The sequence below is a fragment of the Brevibacillus sp. YAE8 genome, assembly GCF_057543335.1.
In genome coordinates this window covers 11,480-33,412 of sequence record NZ_BAAIYG010000008.1, presented here as the reverse complement: position 1 = coordinate 33,412, position 21,933 = coordinate 11,480, and the positions used below count along the sequence as shown (strand labels likewise).

The window sequence follows — 21,933 nt, the reverse complement described above, 5'->3', positions numbered from 1 at the left end:
AGGATCAAACATGACCAACCGGTATGCAGCGGGTCTGTTCATCCTGATGATGTTTACCGCCCTGCTTACGGCTTGCTGGGACAGAACGGAAATGAACGAACTGGCGCTGGTCAGTATGATGGGGGTGGACAGCGATCCGGAGAGCGACAAAATAACCGTGTATTACCAGATCATCAACCCGCTCAGCGGCACTTCCGCCAAAGGTACGTCGGGAGGCGAACAAGCCCCTGTATACACTTACGAAATCAGTGGATCGTCTTTTGGAGAAATCAAATCTACGATTTACAAAATGTTGCCGCGCAAGTTATTTATGGCCCACTGCAAGGTGCTGCTCGTTTCCCAGCGGGCCGCCAAACAAGACATGCGCGATATTGTCAACTTTATCGAAATGCAACCCAACGGCCGCTCGTCGGTCCCGATGCTGATCGTCGACGGACCGTTATCTCAGGTCATGAGAACATTAACTCCCCTGGAGCGGGTGCCGTCTGACACAATCGATTCCAGGGTCGACCTGCTGATCCGGAATTCGCTCCTAGTGGGAAAACAGATCAAGGTCAGTGATGTGATTGAACGGATGGAAAAGTTGGATACGATCGTATTACCGTTGATCACCGGAATGACAGAGGCACCTTCTTCCAACAGCGGGGAAAGGTCGGCGGATATCGACGCCAATCAAAACAACTTTATCATCCGAGGCGGGGCGGTTTTCCGTGATTATCGCATGGCGGGCAAACTGAATGATACGCAGCTGGTCTGGTACCATTTGCTAAATGGCGATCGAGGTCGCCACGTGCGACAGTTTCAGGTGGAAGGAAAACAGGTATCCGTGGAATTGAGACTGGTTCGCATAAAACGTGAGGTCTTCTGGAAATCCGATCAACCTGTCGTTCGGATCCGCTTGGACCTCGAACTTTCCACTGCCTATACAATCGAGTTCGTCCCGAAGTCTCGGAACGAGGTGGAGAGACTTGAAAACAGACTGAATCAGATCATAGCAGACGAGTCGCTTGCTTTCTATCAAATGATAAGGGAGCGTGGCTGGGATCTGTTAAGCATCAACGACTTGTTGCGCAAACAAACGCCAAATCATCCGGATATCGACCAAGCGGCGAAAAATGCGCAAATTGAGATTCGTGCAAATACCCGGCTGCTCCGAACGGGAAGCATGAGTCAACCTTATGGAGGAACAGGATGAAGCCAATGATTTCCCGATTCCAGTTTTATCTGCTGACAATCAATTATATCCTCGGAACCACCCTTTTCGTGCTGATCGGGCGGCTGGTCGTACAGGCGGGACAGGATGCCTGGCTCATGCCCTTGTGGGCAGGAAGTTTTGGCATACTCGTCGGTCTGTTCTGGATTTTTCTTTTCCGATATTACCCGGGCAAAAGTCTGGTGCAAATCCCGCTGGAAGCTTGGGGACGTTCTCTGGGAACGCTTGTTTCCGTCCTGTATTTTCTTTATTTCTGTATTTTGGCTGGATGGGCTCTTCGAAATTTAAGCGATTTTTTAAATGGAACCATCATGCCGGAGACGCCGAAAACCGTTTTTCACGTCATGTTTTTGCTTGTCGCCTTTTACACGGTCGCTCAGGGGACGGAAGCCATCGGACGATTAAATCAAATCATCACTCCGTTTTTGTTCTTCCCGTTCTGGTTTGTTCTGTTGCTGGCAATGGTGAACTGGGATTGGGGAAGACTTCAGCCAGCTTTCCATTCCGACCTGGGAGCCATCCTGCAATACCATTCCTTTTTGGGCTTTCCCTATATGGAAACTATTGCGCTCACGATATTGTTTCCGCTGGTCAAACAGGGGGCAACACGCCCCTTTTTGCTTGGGTTGATGACCGCTTCCCTTTCTCTTAGCATGACCTTGTTTATGATTATCGGTTTATTAGGAGTGGAGAGGGCGTCACAACTTACCTTTCCAGTGTATACGACCGTGCAGGAAATTTCCATCGGAGAGGTGATCGTCAACATCCATTCCATTATCTCCGTTATTTTACTGATTCTGATTTTTATCAAGCTGTTGGTACTCGTTTACGGAGCTTCCGAAACGCTGCGTCAAGTATTTCGTCCAAAAACCCGGTGGCCTCATTTTCTGGGTTTGACGATTTTGTTGTCGGCGACCGCCTTGTCCATCTATGAAAACCCGATCCAAAACGAGGAATGGGATGAAAAATATACATTCATATATGACAGTTTCTTTGTTCTACTGATCCCCTTTTTGTTGCTAGTGACAACATGGGTCAAACGCACGTTCGAGAAGCGAAAAGGAGGATGAATTGAACATGTTGATGCTTCACATCCTGCTGGCGCCTTTGATAGGTTTGCCGATGTTGGGATTGCTTCGAAAGAGACTTTATCGGGATGCAGCAGTTTTTGGGGCTGTATCTGTTATTGGATACGGATTATGGATTTGTATCGTGAATCATCGTCCTTTTATCATTACGATTTTTATTGAAAGAATGATTGAAATGTTAAAATCCATTTCAACGACGATGATATGAACGCAGAAGGGGCAGTTTCGCGGGTTCTTCCCGGTTCTGTACTACTATGATCCGCCAATCCTTGTGAATAGTCAACATCATAACTTTTCCGCGTTGTGTAACCAGGGATAGCCCCGCCAAAATAAAAGATTTTTGGTAAAATGGTAAGGAAAATGTTCATTCCTGATGCTTATAGTCAAAGGGAGGGGCTAACCATGATCATAGCCACGAAACTTCATATTCCCCGATCGCGAAGCTCGCTTGTTGCGCGTTCCCGTCTCACCCGGCTTTTGCATGAAGGGTTGGATCGCACGCTTACGTTGATCACAGCTCCAGCCGGCTATGGCAAAACGACATTGCTCGGCGAGTGGGTGATGACGCTGGAAAATCCCGTCGCCTGGGTCTCGCTTGATCAAGGGGATAATGATCGCATGCGCTTCTGGGCACATACCCTTGCAGCGTTAAAACAAGCTTATCCGTCTTTTAACGAACAGGCCGTGCTTCGTCATGCCGTGGAAGATCCATCGGGAGTTTCACTGATTGCCGCGCTCGTCAACGGGCTTCATCGTATCTCGCAAACAACGGTGCTCGTTTGGGATGACTTTCATCATATCGAAGAAGAATCAATCTTGAAGGGGGTCACTTATCTGCTGGAACGTTTGCCGCCACATGTCCATCTCTATCTCGCAAGCCGAAATCCTCCAGCGCTTCCTCTTTCCAGACTACGAGCAGAAAATAGGCTGATCTCGTTGGATGCGAGCGATCTCCGGTTTGCGCCGGACGAAACGACCGAATTTTTTGCGAAGTGCGGTGGCATACAATTATCCAATGAAGACGCGGCTGTCGTACAAAAAAAGACGGAGGGATGGGCAGCTGCGATGCGACTGGCGATCTTGTCGTTACATGAACATGCTGATCCCGCGTCGCTGGTCTGGAAGATGGCGGGAACGGAACGTGATATATCGGATTACTTCTTCGATGAAGTGTTTTCCCTTCAATCCGAAACGATGCAGCATTTTTTACTCTATACATCGATTTTGGATCGGATGACGGGCGAACTTTGTCAAGCGGTAACCGGTATAGCCGAAAGTGATGCGTATCTGCAACAATTAGACAAGGAAAGCTTGTTTCTTGTCGCTTTGGACCAGCGGAGGGACTCGATCTCTTTCTCGGCCAATATTTTTTTCCATTCTTCCGAGCAGCTTTTGTCAGTGATAATCATGGACGCATCCACGAGAGGACAATAGTCTGAAGTATTCGATTTTTTCCAGCGGAGGAGGGGAAGCGATTGATGTAGCTTTGAAATGCGCCCGGTACGCGACGAAACGAAAAAAAATCGTCTCCGTCAAATTTGCTTATCACGGTCATACCGGATTGGCTGTGTCGCTGGGGAATGAGCGTTATTCCCGGCCGTTTTTGGGAGAAGGAGCGCCGGGGGAATTTATCCATGTGCCGTTTAATGATGTCCAGGCTATGGAAGCCGCGCTTTCCCGTGAAGATGTCGCCTGCGTCATTATGGAAACCATTCCGGCCACATACGGCTTCCCGCTGCCGGAAAAAGGCTATCTGTATGCGGTGAAGCAGCTCTGCGAAAAGTACGGCTCCTTGTACATAGCCGACGAGGTGCAGACGGGCTTGCTGCGTACAGGAAAGCTGTGGGGGATAGAGCACTATGGCGTAGAGCCGGATATTTTGGTCACGGCAAAAGGGTTTGGCGGCGGGATTTATCCGATTGCAGCTACGGTCGTGAGTGAAAGGGCAGGACAATGGATGAACGAAGACGGCTTTGCCCACATCTCGACATTCGGCGGCTCCGAGCTGGGCTGTATCGTAGCGATGAAAGTATTGGAAATCTCCCAACGAAAAGAAGTCATCGAAAACGTCGACTACGTATCCCGGTATTTGCGTGCAGGGCTGGAAACGATCAAAAAGCAAAATGCCGACTTTTTCGTCGGGATTCGTCAGTTGGGCGTAGTGATGGGGCTGGAGTTTGCGCAGCCTGAGGGAGCAAAACAGGTCATGCGCGCGCTCTATAACAATGGCGTATGGGCGATCTACTCGATGCTCGACACGAAAGTGCTGCAATTCAAGCCAGGGCTGCTGTGCGACCAGAACTATTGCGACGAACTATTGTCCCGTTGCGAGTTGAGCATCAGACAAGCTGCGCGTGCTTTGGTGTAAAAGGTTTGGTTTGTCCGTTATCATCCCATTTTAGGAAGGGGCAGTGCAGGAAGATGAGCCATTCAAGTGCAGAGCTGTGGAAAGAGCATGTGGAAGTTTTTCATCAGGTTGCCAAACATGCCATTCACTCCTATCCGAACTTGTCGCAAGCGACGGTCGATCTGTTGAATTACTCAGAGAACGCTACCTATTTGGTAAAAAACGTCCCCACTGCCGAAAAATACGTATTGCGCGTATGTCGCCCCGGCTACCACACGAAAGCAGAGATCGAGGGGGAGGTTCACTGGATCAGCTCGATCTATCAGGATACTTCCGTCGAGGTATCTCTGCCGATCGCAGGAAAAAACGGCGAATACATTCAGACGGTGCAACTGGACAGCGACTCCCAGGAATATTGCTGCGTGCTGTTTACCTTTCTGGAAGGCGAGGCGCCGGACGCGCATAACGAGACAGAGCTGGTCAAACAATTTGAGCTGATCGGTGAAATTTCAGCGCATTTTCATCAGCATGCGATCGACAACTGGGCTGCATTTCGCGAGATCAAGCGTCCTACGTGGGATTACGAAACAATTCTGGGAGAACGGCCGATCTGGGGCAGATGGCAGGATGGGGTAGCGATTACGCCAGAAAGACTGCACCTGTTTCAACAAGTAGCGGATATCATCAAGCCCCGGCTCGACCGTTTTGGAAAAGACGCAAACCGTTTCGGCCTGATTCATGCCGATTTGCGCAACACGAACCTGCTTGTCCTGGACGAACAAGTGAAAGTGATTGATTTTGACGACAGCGGGTTCGGGTGGTATCTTTTTGATTTGGCATCGTCCTTGACTTTTATCGAGCATAAACCGTACGTGCCTGACCTGATTCAAGCCTGGCTCAAAGGATATCGCAAAGTTCGAGCGCTGTCGAAAGAAGAAGAGCTGGAAATCCCTACGTTTATCATGATGCGCAGACTGCAACTGATCGCCTGGATCGGCAGTCGGGAAAATGAAACGACGAGGGAGCTGGGGGGTGAATACACGGAGCAGACGGACGCTTTGGCAAGACAATATTTGGAATATTCAAAAAGATTCTTTTGATTTTCGAGTCACATTAACCTTGCAACAACTTCTTGAACAAGAATGTGAGGGAGATGACGGTATGAGCAAGCAATTGGAACTGAAAAAGACGTTGTCCGCTTTTCATCTGTGGGTAATCGGGGTCGGCATCGTCATTTCCGGAAACTATTTCGGCTGGAATTTCGGTTTGGCGGCTTCGGGGTACATCGGAATGCTGATCGCGATTGGCGTGATGGCTGTGATGTATTTGTTCATGTGCTTTGGCATCTCCGAGCTGTCCACGGCTTTGCCGTATGCAGGCGGACCTTACTCGTTTGCCAGGCGGGCCATGGGGCCATTCGCCGGCTTTTTGACAGGCATCGGTGTGATTTTGGAGTATTTTATTGCCGCGCCCGTAGTGGCGATCGGGATTGGGGCTTATATCAACTTCCTGTTTCCGACGATCAATCCGATTTTGGCAGCCGCCTTCATGTACTTATTTTTTATGATCGTCCACATTATCGGAGTAAAGGAATATGCGAGTCTGGAAACGATCCTCGTCTTTATTGCGCTGGGCTTGATTGTCCTGATGTATTTTGTCGGCCTGCCGCAGATTTCTATGGAAAACTTGTTCGGCGCCGAAGGAACGCCGCTGATTCCGGGCGGGATCGAGGGAATCTGGGCGGCTTTGCCGTATGCGATGTGGCTGTTTCTCGCCATCGAAATGTTGCCGATGCTGTCTGAAGAATGCCGCGATGCCAAAAGGGATATGCCAAAAGGAATTTTGTCAGGAATCGTGACTTTGCTGATTTTGTCGGTTTTGACGACTACGGTTGCGATCGGCTTGAGCGGAATCGACCAGTTGAGCACCGCGAGTGATCCGTTGCCGACTGCTGTTGCCGCGACCTTTGGCAATACGTATTGGTTAGCGCAAATTTTAGCCTCGATTGGTTTGGTTGGATTGATCGCAAGCTTTTCCGGTGTCATTCTCGCTTATTCCCGTCAAATTTTCGCCTTATCCAGAGCAGGATATCTTCCGGCTTTTCTCTCCCACCTGCATCCTACACGCAGGACTCCGTATGCAGCGATCATTTTGCCAGGGATCATCGGTTTGCTGCTGGTCGTCTTGTTCAACCCGAATGATCTGATTCTGATTTCTACCTTCGGAGCGCTTGTGTCTTACATTTCCATGAACTTGTCTGTCATCATCTTGCGCAAAAAAGAGCCGGATCTCGTTCGTCCGTACAAAACCCCGTTGTATCCATTCATTCCGATCGTCTCGCTTGTATTGGCTGTCATTGCCTTGTTTGCCAGCTTCTTTGCGAATTTGACGTTCTTCTGGGTCAGTATCTCGGTGTTTGGCGTAGCGATCATTTACTATTTTGCCTGGGCGAAAAATCATATTAACGTCAACGCGCCGGAAGAACAGTTCAGTCAGGAGAGCAGACAACATCCGGCGAATGTGGAGCTGCAAAAATGAATAAAGAGATCGAACTCGTTTCAATCAAGGAAGGGAGGGGAGCACCGATGCCCGTTTTCGGGGAAGATATCCAGACGTTTTTGTTCGATAAAGACGGAACCTTGATCGACCTGCCGTCGATTTGGATTCCTTGGGCTTACGATATTCACCGACATCTCGCCGAGGTCATGCCCAATTGCCCGTTCAGTCTGGCGGAATTTGGAGATGCCGTAGGGATTTGGGGAGAGGATGAGGTCGACCCGAAAAGTCCGTTAGCGATTGCGAGCCTGGGGGAAATGCAGGCGGTGATCGCGTTCCTCCTGTATGAAAAGGGAGTGGCTTGGGATTCGGCCGTGCTTTTCGCCCGGGACAGCATCCAGTATGCGGACGAAAAGCAGAACAGCTCGGCGGCGATCCGACCCGTCCACGGCGTACGCGAGCTTTTGACAGAGTTGAAGAAAGCAGAGCGGGTGCTTGGCGTCGTGACGGCGGATGATACGGAAAAAGCACGGGTGCAGCTAGAACGAGTGGGCCTGGCAGAATACTTCGATTTTGTGATCGGCAGCGATCAGGTTCAGAACGGAAAGCCGTATCCGGACATGGCGTATCTGGCGAGAGATCGTCATGGCATCGCGCTTGGCCAGACGGTAATCGTAGGCGATACGAATGCCGACATGCAACTGGGCAAGAGCGCAGGCTTAAAGGCGACGATCGGAATTGCTGCGAACAGCAGAAACGAAACCGCTCATTTGGCAGAGGCGGATTTGATTGTTACCAGCTATAGCGAATTGCTGGACATGATGAGGACGAGGAGGTGAGGAGATGGATTCGGTTTTGGTAGAAAAGATCACCAGGCTCGTTCTTGCCAAGCTGGAAGAGCGCCCGACTACGCAGCCACTTACGCCGGAAGAGCTCAGACGCTGGCAGGACATCTCGGCTTCTATACAGGGAACAAAAGCGGCAAACCCTGCTGACGACGCTGCGCCTCGTCCGCTTTCGCGGGAAGAGCTCAAACGCTGGAACGAGATTACAGCATCCATGCAAGGGACAAAAGCGGGAGGACAGGTCACTTTTTACAGATACAATCAGTAGACGGATTCGCAGGTGGAAAGAAGGGAGGGTTTCCTATTCGCGCATTTGATCGTGATTTGGCGTCGATACAAGAGATGCGGGAAGCGGTGAGCCGGGCAAAGGAAGCGCACGCCAGGTTTCGCGCGTTTTCCCAGGAACAGGTTGATCGCATTGTGAAAAGCATTGCGGAGGCCGCCTACAAAGAAGCCGCGTCTTTGGCCCGGCTCGCGGTGGAAGAAACGGGAATAGGCGTTGTCGAGCATAAAAAGCTCAAAAACGAGTTAGGCTCCATGGGCGTGTACGAATCGATCAAGGATGAGAAGACGGTGGGAATCATCCGCAAAAACAGCAAAGACAAAATCGTGGAAATCGCCTATCCGTTTGGCGTCATTGCCGCGATTTGCCCGACGACCAATCCTACCTCGACCGCGATTTTTAAAACGTTGATTGCCTTAAAAGCGCAAAACGCAATCGTGGCGAGTCCCCATCCTTCAGCGGTAACGTGTACGATTGCCGCGTTGAAAATTTGTCATGACGCGGCTGTCGAGGCCGGCGCCCCGGAAGGGCTGATCGGCTGGATTCCCCAGCCATCGATTGAAACGACGCTCCAACTGATGAAGCATCGGGATGTCAGTCTGATTTTGGCAACAGGGGGAGGGGCGTTGGTCAAAGCCGCCTATAGCTCCGGTAAGCCGGCATACGGGGTAGGACCGGGAAACGGCCCCGTCTACCTGGAGAAGACGGCGAATGTGAAGCAGGCAGTCAAGCTGATTGTCGATTCCAAAACATTCGATAACGGCACGCTCTGCTCGTCGGAACAAGCCATGGTCGTTCATCGGAACATCAAGGAAATGACGATCCGGGAGCTTTTGCACAACGGCGGGTATATGTTGAACCCGGCAGAAAAAGCGAGGGTGGAGAGCGTCATTTCGCCGACAAAGGGGAAGCTGAACCCGGCGATTGTAGGGCGCTCCGCGGACGCGATTGCGGAAATGGCCGGTATTCAGGTGCCGGCGGGAACCCGGCTGCTGGTCGCAGAGGAAGATCGGGTCGGAAAGGATGTTCCCTTTTCGATTGAGAAGCTCGCCCCGATCTTGCCTCTCTATACGGCAAACAGCGAGGAAGAAGCGAAGCAGATTTGCATCCAACTGTTGAATCTGGGCGGGCGGGGCCACAGTTGTTCGATTCACACAAGCGATGAAGAGGCCAGTTACCGGTTTGGGCTGGATATGCCCGTGTCCCGTATTTTGGTGAACACGCTCGCTTCCATAGGGGCGGCAGGGGCGACGACTGGTTTGCGCCCGTCGCTGACCTTGGGATGCGGATCGTACGGCGGAAATATTTCCTCCGACAACATTACGGCTCATCATTTGTACAACATCAAACGAATTGCGTACGGAATCAAAGAGGTTGCCATCCCCGTGCCACAGCAAGCGCATAGGGGACGCACGGAGCAAGCTGACAGTAACGATGTGGAAAAGCTGGTGCGCCAGGTGCTCAAGGAAGTCGAAAAGACGGCTCATTCCTGGAATCCTGCTGACGTTTCCAAAATCGTAGAAAACATGGTCGGCCAAATCTTGACCAAACAATGAACAGGGGGAGTAGCACATGGCTGGAGCGATTAATGGCGCGCTCGGAATGATCGAAACGAGAGGATTGGTAGCTTCCCTGGAAGCGGCAGATGCGATGGTAAAGGCAGCGAGCGTTACTCTGGTAGGAAAAGTCCATGTCGGTGGCGGCATTGTCACGGTTTTGGTCACGGGCGACGTCGGTGCTGTCAAGGCGGCGACAGAAGCAGGCAGCGCAGCCGCCCAACGCGTAGGCGAGCTGCTTTCCGCCCATGTCATTCCGCGCCCCCACAATGAACTGGAAATCATTTTGCCATAGGAAATCGCGCGTTCGCAAAAACATCCGGGAGGGCATGTGGATGCTGGTTGGCAAAGTGATTGGAAGCGTTTGGGCGACGCGTAAAGAAGACGGGTTGACAGGATTGAAGCTTCTGATCGTGCAACCAGGATTAACAGAGACGGATCGGCCAGGTCAACCAGCTTTTGTTGCCGTTGATCGAATCGGGGCAGGGGTCGGCGATCACGTCATGGTGACGACGGGAAGTTCTGCCGCTTCTATCCTGGAAGGGAAGCGACTGCCGATTGATGCACTGATTATCGGCATTATTGATTCGGTCGATACAGGAAGTGGGTAATGCACGTGACCAAATCATTGGGGATGATTGAAACGCGGGGGCTGGCGACCTCGGTTGCAGTCGTGGATGCCATGCTGAAGGCGGCGGATGTTCGGCTGGTCAATCAGGAAACAGTCGATATGGCGCTGGTGACGGTTTTCATCGAAGGAGACAGCAGCGCCGTCCGCATCGCAGTCGAATCTGGCGCACAGGTGGCGAAACAAACGGGAGCGTTGATCGCGTGTTCAGTCGTTCCCCGTCCGGATAGCGGCACAAGGAAGCTGGCGGAGACACAAGTGAAAAATTGGCGGATGTCCTGATGGCGAGTGCGGCGTCAGGACATGCCGGAATGGCAGGGAGGAATAGCAGATGGCAATGGAGCTGACTGCTTTAGGAATGATTGAAACTAGGGGACTGGTCGCTTCGGTCGAGGCGGCGGATGCGATGGTCAAGGCGGCAAATGTGCATCTGGTGGGCAAAGTTCACGTCGGAGGCGGCATTGTCACGGTGTTGGTTCGCGGTGACGTGGGAGCGGTCAAGGCGGCGACAGATGCCGGAGCAGCCGCCGCCCAGCGCGTAGGGGAGCTGCTTTCCGTACACGTCATCCCGCGCCCGCATGCGGAAATCGAAAGCATTTTGCCGCAAATAAAACCGCAGCTTTAATCCGCGGTTTTTCAAGTGAGGGATGACAAAATGAATGAAAACGTGATCCAATCCATCGTGGAAGAAGTGGTCAGCCAGTTTTCGAAACAGCCGCCAGCGGAAAAAGGGATTCCGCTTGCCGTTTCTGCGCGGCATTGTCATTTGAGCAGACGCGATCTGGACGCGCTGTTTGGAAGCGGGTATGAATTAACCCCGAAAAAAGCGCTCTCCCAGCCAGGGCAATTTGCCGCTCAGGAAACCGTCATGATTGCCGGGCCAAGGGGAGGCATCGAAAACGTGCGGGTGCTTGGTCCGGCAAGAAACTTGACGCAGGTGGAAGTCAGCAAAACCGATTCCATCAAATTGGGCTTGCAGCCTCCCCTGCGGAAGTCAGGCGATATTAAAGGGTCTTCTCCGGTTACGATCATCGGCCCAAAAGGAAGTATTTATTTGCAGGAGGGACTGATTATCGCACAAGCCCATGTGCACATGAGCCCGGCGGATGCGGCTGCTTTTCATGTGAGTGACGGGGAATACGTGCGCATAACAGTGGAGAGTGGACGCGCGCTTTCTTTTGAAAATGTGCTGATCCGCGTTTCGCCTGACTATCGGCTGGAGATGCATCTGGATACCGATGAGGCAAACGCCGGTTTCATCGCAACCGGAGCAACGGGAAACTTGATAAAGTACACGGGTCTAGCATGATGGACTATGCCACAATCGAAGCGATAGTCAGAGAGATTTTGCGCAAATGGGAGCCGGAGTCTGCCAATAGACCAGACCTTCTCGTGCTGAATGCTTCCGCTGACGGCAGGCTGGACCAACTGGAAAAGCACTGGAATCTCATCAAACTGCCGTTGACGCCGACCCCGATTCCGGAAAATGTGCGCGATGCGGTCTTCCTGGATGCAACACAAGATTTGCTTGTCAAAGGCGCATTGGGCATTGCCGATACGCCGGAGAGCCAAATGTTGTCGACACTCCTTTTACGAGGCTTGCGCATCACGCTCATCCCGTCCGCTGAGTTGGAATGGATGCTGGATGTTTCCGCGGACAAGGCCGCGAATCCAGCGTATGCCCATCACCTTGGCAGCTATAAAAAGACGCTGGAGGGCTTTGGGGTGCGAATCGCTCCATTGGCTGCTCTCGCCGCGAGCGCCTCCCGCGAGCGGATCACTTTTCGGGGAAAACTGTTGACGCAAAGAGATATCGAGCAGATCAAGGAAGAAAAAATCTGGATTCGCAAAACGACGATTGTCACGCCGTTGGCCCGTGATGCCGCACGCGAAAAAGGAAAGAGCATCTGTGTGATCGATGGAACTGACGAAAAATGAGGTGAAAAGCTTGGCCAAGGCATTGGGAATGATTGAGACACGGGGACTGATCGGTTCGGTCGAAGCGGCGGATGCCATGCTGAAAGCCGCAGATGTCCGTTTGGTGAAACAGGAGAAAGCAGATGCGGCGCTGGTCACGATCTATGTGGAAGGCGATGTCGGCGCTGTGCAGGCAGCCGTCGAATCCGGGCGGGAGGCAGCAGCGCGAGTAGGGGAACTGATCGCCTCCCATGTGATTCCGCACCCGGATGACGGAATAAAAAAACTTTTGCAAACGGAAGAAAGCAAGACAAGCGCGAAACCGTCGGGCAATCCGGCCAAAGGGGAAGCCAGGGAGAAAGCTGCAGGAAAAAAGGCAACGGGCAACCAGCAAGCGATAAAGGAGCAAGAACAGTCGCCGCCGGAGTCGGGGGCATAAACCATTTCCGGCCAGAGCGGTAAGCGGGAGGAAACGGCATGGCTTTTACACGCAGAAAAATTGCGGTCATCGGGGCAGGCTTTACCGGCGCGACGACTGCTCTGATGCTGGCGCAAAAGGAGCTTGGCGATATCGTATTGGTGGATATCCCCTCCATGGAAAAGGCGACAAAAGGAAAAGCGCTTGATATGCTGCAAGCAAGTCCGGTGCAGGCGCTCAATGTCCGTATAACAGGCACCTCTGATTATGAAGAGATACGCGGCTGCGATCTGGTCATCATCACAGCCGGAATTGCCAGAAAGCCCGGCATGACAAGAGACGATTTGGTCGCGACAAACGCGGGGATCATCCGCGACGTATCCGAAAAAATCGCCCGTTATGCAGCGGATAGTTACGTCATTGTGTTGAGCAACCCGGTGGATGCCATGACGTACGTCTGCTATCAGACGACCGGTTTTCCGAAAAATCGCGTGCTCGGCCAGTCGGGAGTTTTGGATACGGCGCGCTTCCAGACGTTTGTGGCCCAGGAGCTGAACGTATCGGTTGAAGACATTTCCGCATTTGTCCTCGGGGGACACGGGGATGAGATGGTTCCGCTGATCCAGTATTCCTCGGCAGGCGGCATTCCGCTGGACAAAATCATCCCTGCCGACCGGCTGGAGGCCATCGTCGAGCGCACGCGAAAAGGCGGAGGCGAAATCGTCGAACTGCTTGGAACCGGAAGCGCCTACTACGCCCCTGCGGCTTCCGTCGTGCAAATGGCAGAAGCGATCCTCAAGGACAAAAAACGCATCCTGCCATCCATCGCCTACCTGGAAGGCGAATACGGCTATCGGGACATGTATTTGGGCGTGCCGACCATTCTCGGCGGCAATGGCGTCGAATGCGTGATCGAGTTGCCGCTTTCTGCCACAGAAAAAGCAGCTTTGGATCGCTCGGCCCAGTCGGTGAAACGGACGCTGGGCATGCTGGCGGGGGTGTGAAATAGAAGAAGCTTTGCTCAAGGCGTTGTCCTTATTTTTTAGGGCGGCGTCTTTTTTGTATTAATAAGTATTGATAAGATTCTTATCCAGTATAAGTTATCATGAACGAGGACAGCCTCTGTACGTAACTTCGTAGGTTACTCTGGCTACACGAAAGACGTGTGTACTACACCTATAGAGCGCTGTCGTCGCGGTCTGCCTTTTCTTTGCCGGCCTCAAATGGCTGCAGCTATCTTTTGAATGAAGTTTTGCTATAGAAATACATCCCGTCGACTAGACAGATAAGCGGCCTTGGTCCTGAAATGCATAGATCAAGCGTTATACACTATTTACCAAAAGTGTTATATGATTAATTTTGACATCGTTCTACAAAAAACTAGGTACAGGATGCGTTTCGGTATGGATAATCGCTGAATGATGAAGAGGAGGCGGTAATCATGAAATTCATCGCGCATATTCGTGAAAGCGACAAACAGATACAAAGTGTCGCGGAGCATTTGCTGGGAGTAAAAGCATTGGCGGAATCGATCGGCGAGAAGATAGGCGTCAAGCATATCGCAGGTCTGGCGGGTATGCTTCATGACATGGGAAAGTACACCGAGGAGTTTAAAGACTACATCATAAAAGCTGTGGAAAATCCAGGAGAACCGCCGAAAAGAGGGAGCGTCGATCATTCGACTGCGGGGGGCAGACTATTATATCAGAAATTTCATACAGGGAATCCTTCCAGGGGAAGCTGGATTTTAGCTGAGGTTGTCGGAAATGCGATCATTTCTCACCACTCCTACCTCCATGACTTTTTAAATGCGGATTTGGAATCTCCTTACTTGCATCGTGTCCGGGATAAACCGTTGAAGGAATACGACAAGTCGATCCAGCGTTTTTTTGACGAAGTAATCAGCGAGCAAGCATTTCATCAATATGTGTTACGTGCAATCGATGAACTGGAAGCCTATCTCAACAAGCCTTCTGTAGAGAATAGCGAAAGCAAATTGATGTTTCTGACCAAGTTTGTGTTTAGTGCATTAATTGATGCAGATCGTACGAACACCAGGTTGTTTGAGGAAAACAAGCACGAGGAATCCACTCCATGTCGCCAAGACCTGTTTCATACATACTATGAGAGGCTGATGAAAAAGCTTCATTCTTACCAAGAGAAGGAAGAGGCAAAAACACGGATCAACGAACTGAGAAAGGAATTGTCAGACCAGTGCGACAAGTTTGCGGAGAAGCCGTCTGGTATCTATACGCTGTCCATTCCGACTGGTGGCGGAAAGACTTTGGCGAGTTTGCGGTATGCGCTCAAGCATGCCATTCGAGAAAACAAAAAGCACATTATTTATGTAGTACCGTTTACAACGATTATCGAACAGAACGCAGAGGAAGTTCGTAAAATTCTCATGGACGACGAGCATATTCTGGAGCATCATTCCAACGTCATAGACGACATGAGCGATGACGATGAGGACCAGGATGGCATTATCAATACACGGCAAAAATGGAAGCTGGCCAAGGATAACTGGGATTCACCCATTATTTTTACAACGATGGTTCAGTTTCTGAATGTGTTCTATGCCAGGGGAAGCAGAAATATACGAAGGCTTCACAACTTATGCGAGTCGGTCATTATTTTTGACGAGGTACAGAAAATTCCGGTTTCATGTGTATCGTTGTTTAATCATGCGCTGAACTTTTTGAAATCGCATGGTCATTCCAGCCTTATTCTTTGCACGGCTACCCAGCCGGCCCTTGATTTTGTAGAGCGCCGGTTGGAAATCAGTGCTGACTCTGAAATGATTCAAAACGTGGATCACGTCATTGAAGCTTTCAAACGGGTGGAAATTGTGGATAAAGCAACGGATGAAACCTTTGACACGGACAAGCTGGCTGATTTTATTACCGAGAAAATAGAAGAGGTCCAAAGTATTTTGGTTGTTCTCAATACAAAAACGGTTGTGAAGAGATTGTATCGTCAAATGGAGACGCTCGATATTCCGCTCTACCACCTGAGTACGTCGATGTGTCCGGCGCATCGAAACCACATCCTTGGGCAAGTGCGGGATCATTTGCAGCGTGAGGAAAAAGTGATATGCATTAGTACGCAGTTAATTGAAGCGGGTGTGGATGTCAGTTTTGATTGTGTGATTCGCTCGTTGGCCGGACTGGATTCGATCGCGCAGGCTGCCGGCAGATGCAATCGCCACGGGGAGAAGGAAATACAGCAAGTGTATGTCATCGATCATGCAGAGGAGAATTTGAATCATTTGCAGGAAATCAAGGCAGGCAAAAACCTGGCGAAACGAATGCTTCTCGACCTCAAAGCAGATCCCAGCCTGCATGGCGGCAATCTCTTGTCCGTTCAGGCGATGGACAAGTATTTTCAAGAGTTTTATACGGAGTTTGCTTCCCGTTTAGATTATTTTATTCGCGGGCTGGAGAAGCACATGACAGAGTTGTTGATGGCAAACAGGAACAACAGCTCCTATAACCTCGCGTACACACAATCCAAAAGGGAGAGTTTGCCGCTATTTATCGTGAACAGCTACAGGACGGCAGCCGATTTCTTTCAGGTGATCGATGACCAGACAACAACCGTTCTTGTTCCGTACGGAGAGGAAGGAAAAGAGATGATTGCACGACTAAATGGCGATGAAACCATTGAGAACCTGTCCAGGCTACTGCGAAAGGCACAACAGTATTCGATCAACCTGTTTTCGTATGAACGAGAGCAACTGGTCAAGAATGATGGGCTAGTAAGCTTGCTGGACGGAAAAATACTGGCGTTGAAGGAATCAGCCTACAGCGGGGAGTATGGTCTGGATATCGAGAATGACAGCCAGTTTGAAATGAGTATGTTTTGAACGTTCATATAATGGATATTACCCAGACTTACTAATCTGTTACAAAAATGGTATGATTGAACTATTGAATCGGATGAGAAAGGAGGTGATGCTATGCGGAACGCGATCGAATTCGAGGTTTTCGGGCAGTATGCCTTATTTACAGACCCGTTAACAAAACTTGGTGGAGAAAAGTTATCCTACCAACTGCCTACCTACCAGGCCCTGAAGGGTGTAGTCGAGTCCATTTACTGGAAACCTACGTTGCTCATGATCGTGGATGAAGTTCGGATTATGAACCCGATTCGCATGGAGTCCAAGGGCGTTCGTCCAATTGAATACGGCGGAGGGAATACGCTTGCCAATTATACGTATTTGCGAGACGTTCGCTACCAGGTTCGGGCCCATTTCGAGTTCAATCTGAACCGTCCGGATTTGGCTTATGATCGCAACGAGCATAAGCATCACAATATTTTGAAACGCTCACTTCAGGCTGGAGGGCGAAGAGACATCTTCCTTGGCACGCGGGAATGTCAGGCATATGTCGAGCCATGCGTGTTTGGCGAGGGGGACGGGTTTTATGACAACTACGGGGAGATTCACCTGGGAACGATGGTGCATGGCATCAATTATCCGGACGAAACCGGGCGGAATCAGATGGAAGTTCGCCTATGGAATCCTGTAATGAAGAACGGGATTATCCGCTTTCCTCGACCAGAGGAGTGTCCGCAAATCCGGACGGTTGCCAGCATGAAGCCAAAGCATTTCGACTCTGCTAACCTACTCTCCGTGGATGATCTGTTTGCCGAACTGGAAGAGGTGGATAATCGATGAGCTGGCTTTTGAATTTGTACGAGACATACGAAGCGAATCTGAATGTTGTCGGCAAGGTCGAGAGAAAGTCTAACGACCAGGAGTACATGCTGCTGCCCGTTTCGCATACGACACAAAACGCCCATATCGAAGTGGACATAACGGAAGACGGACACTTTCATTCAGCGACAGTCGTTGAGAAAAGCGATGCGAGTACAGTGATCCCGTGTACAGAAGATTCTGCCAGTCGATCAGGTACAAAGATCGCTCCTTATCCCTTGCATGACAAATTAAGCTACGTAGCGGGAGATTACAGAGCCTATGGTGGAGAAATCAAAAAGGAAGAGGCTTTTCCGCACTATATCAAGCAATTGGAAGAGTGGGCAAGCTCTCCATACGCTGTCGACAAAGTGAAAAGCATCTACCACTACCTACGCAAAGGGCGGTTGATTCAAGATTTAGTCGAGCATGGAATTTTATATGTAGACGAAGATCAGCGACTGCTTAGCAAATGGGATAAAAATGCCGAAGCGCGATACGGAGCGAAGCCGCCGATCTTTTCGGTAGTTGCTGGAGAGCAGACAAGCGCGTTTGTCAGATTTAATGTCTACTCGCCCACGAAGGTACTGACGAAGGTGTGGAACGATCAGCAGGTATACGATTCTTTCATTCAATTTTACAGCAGCAAGCTAGGTGGCGAAGATTTCTGCTATGTAACGGGTAAGAAGCTGCCTGCAACAGACAAGCATGCCAACAAAATCAGAAATGCGGCAGACAAAGCCAAACTGATTTCGGCGAATGACAACAGTGGCTTTACATTCAGAGGACGGTTTGCTCAGAGTCACGAGGCGGCAAGCATCAGTTACGAGGTGTCTCAGAAAGCGCATAATGCATTGAAGTGGCTCATCCACCGTCAAGGGAAGATCATCGATCAGAGAGTGTTTCTTGTCTGGAGCAATACTGAACTCGATATTCCCGGGGTTACCGAAGATTTGTTTTCGATCGACCCTACTCCGCCCCCCGTCAAAGACAAAATCGCCTATACCAATCGGGAATTGGCTGTAGAGGTAGCGAAAGCACTAGATGGGTATCGCAACAAATTGTCAGGTTTGCGCGACAGAAAAGACAATGTGAATATTCTGGTTCTCGATTCGGCAACAACGGGGCGTATGGCGGTATTGTATTACCGCAATATGGACAAAGAGCAGTATTTCGACAAGCTGGTGAACTGGCATTCGACTTGCACATGGTTGCATACATACCGCAAAAATGACAACGGGGAATTTGTGCAGTTTATTGGAGCGCCTGCCTTGAAAGATATTGCTTTTGCCGCATACGGACCACGGGCAAGCGACAAAGTGGTCAAAGGGGTCATGGAGCGAATGTTGCCTTGTGTGCTGGATGGCCGAAACATTCCATTGGATATCATAATGAGCTCCTGCCGGCGTGCAGCCAATCCCGTTTCCATGGAAAAATGGGAGTGGGAGAAGACGTTGAGCATCACGTGTGCGCTGATTAACAAACAGGAAGAACAGGAGGGATTCAAAGTGGCGTTGGATGAAAGCATAAATGACCGTGACTATTTATTTGGCCGTCTGTTGGCCGTGGCTGATGTTTTGGAACGACGAGCGTTGGGGGCTGACGACCGCGCCAGTAATGCGGTTCGCTACATGAATGAGTTTTCAAGACATCCGGAGCGAACCTGGCGGACGATTCAGGCGTGCTTGCAGCCTTATCAGGCAAGGCTGGGCAGACAAGCGTTCTATTTCAACCGTCTGATTGACGAAATAGGATCGCGTATTCCCATTGAACAATTCAATAACAAACCATTGTCCGGCAAATTTTTGCTCGGATTCTACAGTCAAAGGCACGACCTGTATACGAAAAAAAGCACGACCGATACAGAGGAAACGGAAACAACTCATTAAAAAGGAGAGAATCATATGACAACGCTCGATCATAAAATTGATTTTGCCGTCGTTTTATCGGTGACGAAAGCCAATCCGAACGGGGACCCGCTGAATGGCAATCGGCCACGGCAAAACTATGATGGCCATGGAGAAATTTCTGATGTCGCATTGAAACGGAAGATTCGAAATCGTTTGCAGGATATGGGCGAATCCATATTTGTACAGTCCAATGATCGCAAATCAGATTCTTATGGAAGCCTTCGAGAGCGTGCGGATGCGAATGCCGAGCTGGAGAAGGTATTAAAGTCCAAAAACGTATCAAGCGATGAGTTTGCCAGAATTGCTTGCCAGGAATGGATCGATGTTCGAAGCTTTGGTCAAGTATTTGCATTCAAAGCGGAAAAAGGAGCGGGTGTATCTGTCGGCGTAAGAGGGCCTGTTTCCATTCATACGGCGACCAGTTTAGATCCGATTGACATCTCCAGCGTCCAGATTACCAAAAGCGTGAACTCGGAGCCTGGAGCCTCTCGCGGCTCAGATACGATGGGAATGAAGCATCGAGTCGACTCAGGGGTGTATGTCTTTTACGGTAGTATCAATACGCAGCTCGCCGAAAAAACGGGATTTACGAACGAAGACGCCGAGAAAATCAAGAGGGCGTTAGTGACCTTGTTTGAGAACGATGCGTCTTCTGCCCGTCCGGAAGGAAGTATGGAAGTTCACAGGGTGTATTGGTGGGAGCATCCATCCAAGTTGGGCCACTATTCCTCTGCAAAGGTACATCGATCGTTATTGATTGAAAGACTTGTAGAAGAACCCAAGAAATTTGACGACTACATGTTCTCGGTGCAACCATTGGATGGGTTGAAAGTAGAGATTTTGGATGGAATTTAGTGAAGACGATCATTATTTACTTTTGTCCGGCATTCAGCATTTTCAGTTTTGCAAACGGCAGTGGGCATTGATTCACATTGAACAGCAGTGGGAGGAGAATGTCAGAACGATAGAGGGCGTACATCTTCATCGGAAGGCAGATCAACCGTTTGCCAGAGAAAAGCGAGGAGACAAACTGATCGTTCGAGCCATGCCTGTAAAATCGGAAAGCCTCAAGATCACAGGCGTTTGTGATGTGGTAGAGTTTGTGAAAAGCGATAACGGCGTTGAAATCAATGGGGCTTCCGGCAAATACACTGCGTATCCCATTGAATATAAACGCGGGAAGCCGAAAAGCGGAGAAGAGGATGTCGTACAATTAGTTGCCCAAGCCATTTGTTTGGAGGAAATGCTGTTGTGCGACATAGACCTCGGCTATATTTTTTACCATGAGATCAAGCATCGAGTCGAGGTCCCGCTAACGGCTGATTTGAAAGATAAGGTGAAGCTGATTGTGGCTGAAATGCAAGACTACTATCATCGCAGACATACCCCTAGAGTGAAGACGGGCTCCTTCTGTCGAAGTTGTTCCCTTCAAAATATTTGTTTGCCGGAGCTCATGAACAAACGAACCGTAAAAAGTTACGTTGAAGGGAAAATCAACGAATGAAGAAACTGCTAAATACGTTGTTTATTACACAGCCCGATGTGTATTTATCGCTTGATGGCGATAATATTGTTCTCCTCAAGGATCAGGAGAAGTTGGGGAGGCTGCCATTACACAATTTGGAATCGATCATCTCATTTGGCTACACCGGCGCCAGTCCAGCTTTGATGGGATATTGCGCTGAGCGAAACATTTCATTGACATTCTTCACCATGAACGGCCGATTTCTTGCCAGAGTGATTGGGGAAAGCAAGGGGAATGTCGTCCTGAGAAAAAAACAGTATTTGGTGTCAGAGGATGAGGCTCTTTCCGCAAGAATTGCTCGTAATTTTATAGTAGGCAAGATTTACAACCATAAATGGATGATCGAAAGAATGACCAGAGACTATCCTTTGCGGATTGATGTAGACCGATTTAAGGAAGCGTCCAAGCAGTTATCTTCTTTACTTTTGGACGTGAGGAATTGCGAAAATCTGGAGAGGCTAAGAGGTCTAGAAGGTCAGGCAGCTATTTGCTACAATCGGCTATTTGACTCCATGATTTTACAACAAAAGGAAAGTTTTTACTTTCGTGCACGCTCACGAAGACCGCCGCTGGATAACGTGAATGCGATGCTGTCATTCGCATATTCTCTATTGGCGATTGATATGGCAGCGGCATTGGAAGGTGTTGGATTAGACGCCTATGTTGGTTTTTTGCATCGAGATCGGCCGGGGCGCGCTTCCCTGGCCCTAGATGTGATGGAGGAGCTGCGAGGAGTTTTTGCTGATAGATTTGTGCTGTCGTTAATTAACAAAAAGATTGTGAGCAAGGAGGATTTTTTCCAAAAAGAGAATGGTGCCGTCATTATGGGAGATGAAGCGAGAAAGAAGTTCCTAACGGCATGGCAAAATAAAAAACAGGAGAAAATTACTCATCCATTTCTTGGGGAGAAAATTTCCTGGGGCCTAGTTCCGCACGTACAAGCTTTATTGTTAGCCCGTTTTTTACGTAATGATTTGGATGAGTATCCTCCCTTTTTGTGGAAGTAGGTGA

General features: G+C 50.0%; 24 protein-coding genes. All 24 read left to right on the top strand.

Annotation, left to right across the window (positions count from 1 at the left end; all coding sequences use genetic code 11):
• Positions 1–10: 10 nt before the first annotated feature.
• The 24 genes from AC27IT_RS13070 (at position 11) to cas1c (ending at position 21,929) form a co-directional block, all read left to right on the top strand.
• Complete coding sequence (locus AC27IT_RS13070) at positions 11–1,195, top strand: Ger(x)C family spore germination protein (protein ID WP_124331894.1); 1,185 nt, start codon at positions 11–13, stop codon at positions 1,193–1,195.
• Positions 1,192–2,283 (top strand): GerAB/ArcD/ProY family transporter, encoded by a 1,092-nt coding sequence (locus tag AC27IT_RS13065; protein ID WP_036623439.1) that lies wholly within the window; start codon positions 1,192–1,194, stop codon positions 2,281–2,283. The genes AC27IT_RS13070 and AC27IT_RS13065 overlap by 4 nt, the downstream gene beginning before the upstream one ends.
• Positions 2,284–2,290: 7 nt before the next feature.
• Positions 2,291–2,509 carry a hypothetical protein gene (locus AC27IT_RS13060; protein ID WP_007130946.1) on the top strand — a complete coding sequence of 73 codons (219 nt, stop codon included), beginning with the start codon at positions 2,291–2,293 and terminating at the stop codon, positions 2,507–2,509.
• 194 nt (positions 2,510–2,703) lie between these two features.
• Positions 2,704–3,735 (top strand): winged helix-turn-helix domain-containing protein, encoded by a 1,032-nt coding sequence (locus AC27IT_RS13055; protein WP_283858650.1) that lies wholly within the window; start codon positions 2,704–2,706, stop codon positions 3,733–3,735.
• A 1-nt stretch (position 3,736) separates the two neighbouring features.
• The gene (locus AC27IT_RS13050; RefSeq protein ID WP_423781981.1) at positions 3,737–4,669 is read left to right on the top strand and encodes a class-III pyridoxal-phosphate-dependent aminotransferase; all 933 of its coding nucleotides are present in this window, start codon (positions 3,737–3,739) and stop codon (positions 4,667–4,669) included.
• A 53-nt stretch (positions 4,670–4,722) separates the two neighbouring features.
• Positions 4,723–5,748: a phosphotransferase enzyme family protein gene (locus AC27IT_RS13045; RefSeq protein ID WP_007786252.1), complete on the top strand. Its 1,026-nt coding sequence runs from the start codon at positions 4,723–4,725 to the stop codon at positions 5,746–5,748.
• 61 nt (positions 5,749–5,809) lie between these two features.
• Complete coding sequence (gene eat / locus AC27IT_RS13040) at positions 5,810–7,186, top strand: ethanolamine permease (protein ID WP_283858652.1); 1,377 nt, start codon at positions 5,810–5,812, stop codon at positions 7,184–7,186.
• A complete protein-coding gene (locus tag AC27IT_RS13035) occupies positions 7,183–7,983 on the top strand; it encodes an HAD family hydrolase (protein WP_235694736.1) in 801 nt (266 codons plus the stop codon). The genes eat and AC27IT_RS13035 overlap by 4 nt, the downstream gene beginning before the upstream one ends.
• A gap of 4 nt (positions 7,984–7,987) precedes the next feature.
• Positions 7,988–8,257 (top strand): hypothetical protein, encoded by a 270-nt coding sequence (locus tag AC27IT_RS13030; RefSeq protein ID WP_025847344.1) that lies wholly within the window; start codon positions 7,988–7,990, stop codon positions 8,255–8,257.
• 74 nt (positions 8,258–8,331) lie between these two features.
• Positions 8,332–9,828, top strand: a complete 1,497-nt coding sequence (locus AC27IT_RS13025) for an aldehyde dehydrogenase family protein (protein WP_081414812.1) — start codon at positions 8,332–8,334, stop codon at positions 9,826–9,828.
• A gap of 16 nt (positions 9,829–9,844) precedes the next feature.
• Positions 9,845–10,123 carry a BMC domain-containing protein gene (locus tag AC27IT_RS13020; RefSeq protein ID WP_005829009.1) on the top strand — a complete coding sequence of 93 codons (279 nt, stop codon included), beginning with the start codon at positions 9,845–9,847 and terminating at the stop codon, positions 10,121–10,123.
• Positions 10,124–10,163: 40 nt separating this feature from the next.
• A complete protein-coding gene (locus AC27IT_RS13015) occupies positions 10,164–10,439 on the top strand; it encodes a EutN/CcmL family microcompartment protein (RefSeq protein WP_122953008.1) in 276 nt (91 codons plus the stop codon).
• 5 nt (positions 10,440–10,444) lie between these two features.
• Entirely contained in the window at positions 10,445–10,738 is a 294-nt protein-coding gene (locus AC27IT_RS13010; RefSeq protein WP_487091830.1) for a BMC domain-containing protein, read from the top strand.
• A 49-nt stretch (positions 10,739–10,787) separates the two neighbouring features.
• Positions 10,788–11,081 carry an ethanolamine utilization microcompartment protein EutM gene (gene eutM / locus AC27IT_RS13005; protein ID WP_007786265.1) on the top strand — a complete coding sequence of 98 codons (294 nt, stop codon included), beginning with the start codon at positions 10,788–10,790 and terminating at the stop codon, positions 11,079–11,081.
• 30 nt (positions 11,082–11,111) lie between these two features.
• On the top strand, positions 11,112–11,765 hold the full coding sequence (locus AC27IT_RS13000) for a phosphate propanoyltransferase (protein ID WP_487091829.1): 654 nt from the start codon (positions 11,112–11,114) through the stop codon (positions 11,763–11,765).
• The gene (locus tag AC27IT_RS12995) at positions 11,765–12,394 is read left to right on the top strand and encodes a hypothetical protein (protein WP_241752853.1); all 630 of its coding nucleotides are present in this window, start codon (positions 11,765–11,767) and stop codon (positions 12,392–12,394) included. The genes AC27IT_RS13000 and AC27IT_RS12995 overlap by 1 nt, the downstream gene beginning before the upstream one ends.
• 10 nt (positions 12,395–12,404) lie before the next feature.
• Positions 12,405–12,812: a BMC domain-containing protein gene (locus tag AC27IT_RS12990; RefSeq protein ID WP_025847357.1), complete on the top strand. Its 408-nt coding sequence runs from the start codon at positions 12,405–12,407 to the stop codon at positions 12,810–12,812.
• A 38-nt stretch (positions 12,813–12,850) separates the two neighbouring features.
• Positions 12,851–13,795, top strand: coding sequence for a malate dehydrogenase (mdh, locus tag AC27IT_RS12985; protein ID WP_026558517.1), 945 nt, complete (start codon positions 12,851–12,853; stop codon positions 13,793–13,795).
• Between the two features lie 437 nt (positions 13,796–14,232).
• Positions 14,233–16,656 carry a CRISPR-associated helicase Cas3' gene (gene cas3 / locus AC27IT_RS12980; protein ID WP_340673049.1) on the top strand — a complete coding sequence of 808 codons (2,424 nt, stop codon included), beginning with the start codon at positions 14,233–14,235 and terminating at the stop codon, positions 16,654–16,656.
• A gap of 93 nt (positions 16,657–16,749) precedes the next feature.
• Positions 16,750–17,469: a type I-C CRISPR-associated protein Cas5c gene (gene cas5c, locus AC27IT_RS12975; protein ID WP_005835703.1), complete on the top strand. Its 720-nt coding sequence runs from the start codon at positions 16,750–16,752 to the stop codon at positions 17,467–17,469.
• The gene (gene cas8c / locus AC27IT_RS12970; protein ID WP_327944457.1) at positions 17,466–19,376 is read left to right on the top strand and encodes a type I-C CRISPR-associated protein Cas8c/Csd1; all 1,911 of its coding nucleotides are present in this window, start codon (positions 17,466–17,468) and stop codon (positions 19,374–19,376) included. Before cas5c ends, cas8c begins: the two co-directional genes overlap by 4 nt.
• Positions 19,377–19,391: 15 nt before the next feature.
• Positions 19,392–20,252: a type I-C CRISPR-associated protein Cas7/Csd2 gene (cas7c, locus tag AC27IT_RS12965; protein WP_005835706.1), complete on the top strand. Its 861-nt coding sequence runs from the start codon at positions 19,392–19,394 to the stop codon at positions 20,250–20,252.
• Positions 20,242–20,901, top strand: a complete 660-nt coding sequence (cas4, locus tag AC27IT_RS12960) for a CRISPR-associated protein Cas4 (protein ID WP_005835707.1) — start codon at positions 20,242–20,244, stop codon at positions 20,899–20,901. Before cas7c ends, cas4 begins: the two co-directional genes overlap by 11 nt.
• Positions 20,898–21,929, top strand: a complete 1,032-nt coding sequence (gene cas1c / locus AC27IT_RS12955) for a type I-C CRISPR-associated endonuclease Cas1c (RefSeq protein WP_025847368.1) — start codon at positions 20,898–20,900, stop codon at positions 21,927–21,929. The genes cas4 and cas1c overlap by 4 nt, the downstream gene beginning before the upstream one ends.
• Positions 21,930–21,933 lie beyond the last annotated feature (4 nt).

Bases quoted from the DNA above. Each gene is read 5' to 3' on its own strand.
- AC27IT_RS13070 (WP_124331894.1), top strand. From the start codon at position 11: ATGACCAACCGGTATGCAGCGGGTCTGTTCATCCTGATGATGTTTACC.
- AC27IT_RS13065 (WP_036623439.1), top strand. From the start codon at position 1,192: ATGAAGCCAATGATTTCCCGATTCCAGTTTTATCTGCTGACAATCAAT.
- AC27IT_RS13060 (WP_007130946.1), top strand. From the start codon at position 2,291: ATGTTGATGCTTCACATCCTGCTGGCGCCTTTGATAGGTTTGCCGATG.
- AC27IT_RS13055 (WP_283858650.1), top strand. From the start codon at position 2,704: ATGATCATAGCCACGAAACTTCATATTCCCCGATCGCGAAGCTCGCTT.
- AC27IT_RS13045 (WP_007786252.1), top strand. From the start codon at position 4,723: ATGAGCCATTCAAGTGCAGAGCTGTGGAAAGAGCATGTGGAAGTTTTT.
- eat (WP_283858652.1), top strand. From the start codon at position 5,810: ATGAGCAAGCAATTGGAACTGAAAAAGACGTTGTCCGCTTTTCATCTG.
- AC27IT_RS13035 (WP_235694736.1), top strand. From the start codon at position 7,183: ATGAATAAAGAGATCGAACTCGTTTCAATCAAGGAAGGGAGGGGAGCA.
- AC27IT_RS13030 (WP_025847344.1), top strand. From the start codon at position 7,988: ATGGATTCGGTTTTGGTAGAAAAGATCACCAGGCTCGTTCTTGCCAAG.
- AC27IT_RS13025 (WP_081414812.1), top strand. From the start codon at position 8,332: ATGCGGGAAGCGGTGAGCCGGGCAAAGGAAGCGCACGCCAGGTTTCGC.
- AC27IT_RS13020 (WP_005829009.1), top strand. From the start codon at position 9,845: ATGGCTGGAGCGATTAATGGCGCGCTCGGAATGATCGAAACGAGAGGA.
- AC27IT_RS13015 (WP_122953008.1), top strand. From the start codon at position 10,164: ATGCTGGTTGGCAAAGTGATTGGAAGCGTTTGGGCGACGCGTAAAGAA.
- eutM (WP_007786265.1), top strand. From the start codon at position 10,788: ATGGCAATGGAGCTGACTGCTTTAGGAATGATTGAAACTAGGGGACTG.
- AC27IT_RS13000 (WP_487091829.1), top strand. From the start codon at position 11,112: ATGAATGAAAACGTGATCCAATCCATCGTGGAAGAAGTGGTCAGCCAG.
- AC27IT_RS12995 (WP_241752853.1), top strand. From the start codon at position 11,765: ATGGACTATGCCACAATCGAAGCGATAGTCAGAGAGATTTTGCGCAAA.
- mdh (WP_026558517.1), top strand. From the start codon at position 12,851: ATGGCTTTTACACGCAGAAAAATTGCGGTCATCGGGGCAGGCTTTACC.
- cas3 (WP_340673049.1), top strand. From the start codon at position 14,233: ATGAAATTCATCGCGCATATTCGTGAAAGCGACAAACAGATACAAAGT.
- cas5c (WP_005835703.1), top strand. From the start codon at position 16,750: ATGCGGAACGCGATCGAATTCGAGGTTTTCGGGCAGTATGCCTTATTT.
- cas8c (WP_327944457.1), top strand. From the start codon at position 17,466: ATGAGCTGGCTTTTGAATTTGTACGAGACATACGAAGCGAATCTGAAT.
- cas7c (WP_005835706.1), top strand. From the start codon at position 19,392: ATGACAACGCTCGATCATAAAATTGATTTTGCCGTCGTTTTATCGGTG.
- cas4 (WP_005835707.1), top strand. From the start codon at position 20,242: ATGGAATTTAGTGAAGACGATCATTATTTACTTTTGTCCGGCATTCAG.
- cas1c (WP_025847368.1), top strand. From the start codon at position 20,898: ATGAAGAAACTGCTAAATACGTTGTTTATTACACAGCCCGATGTGTAT.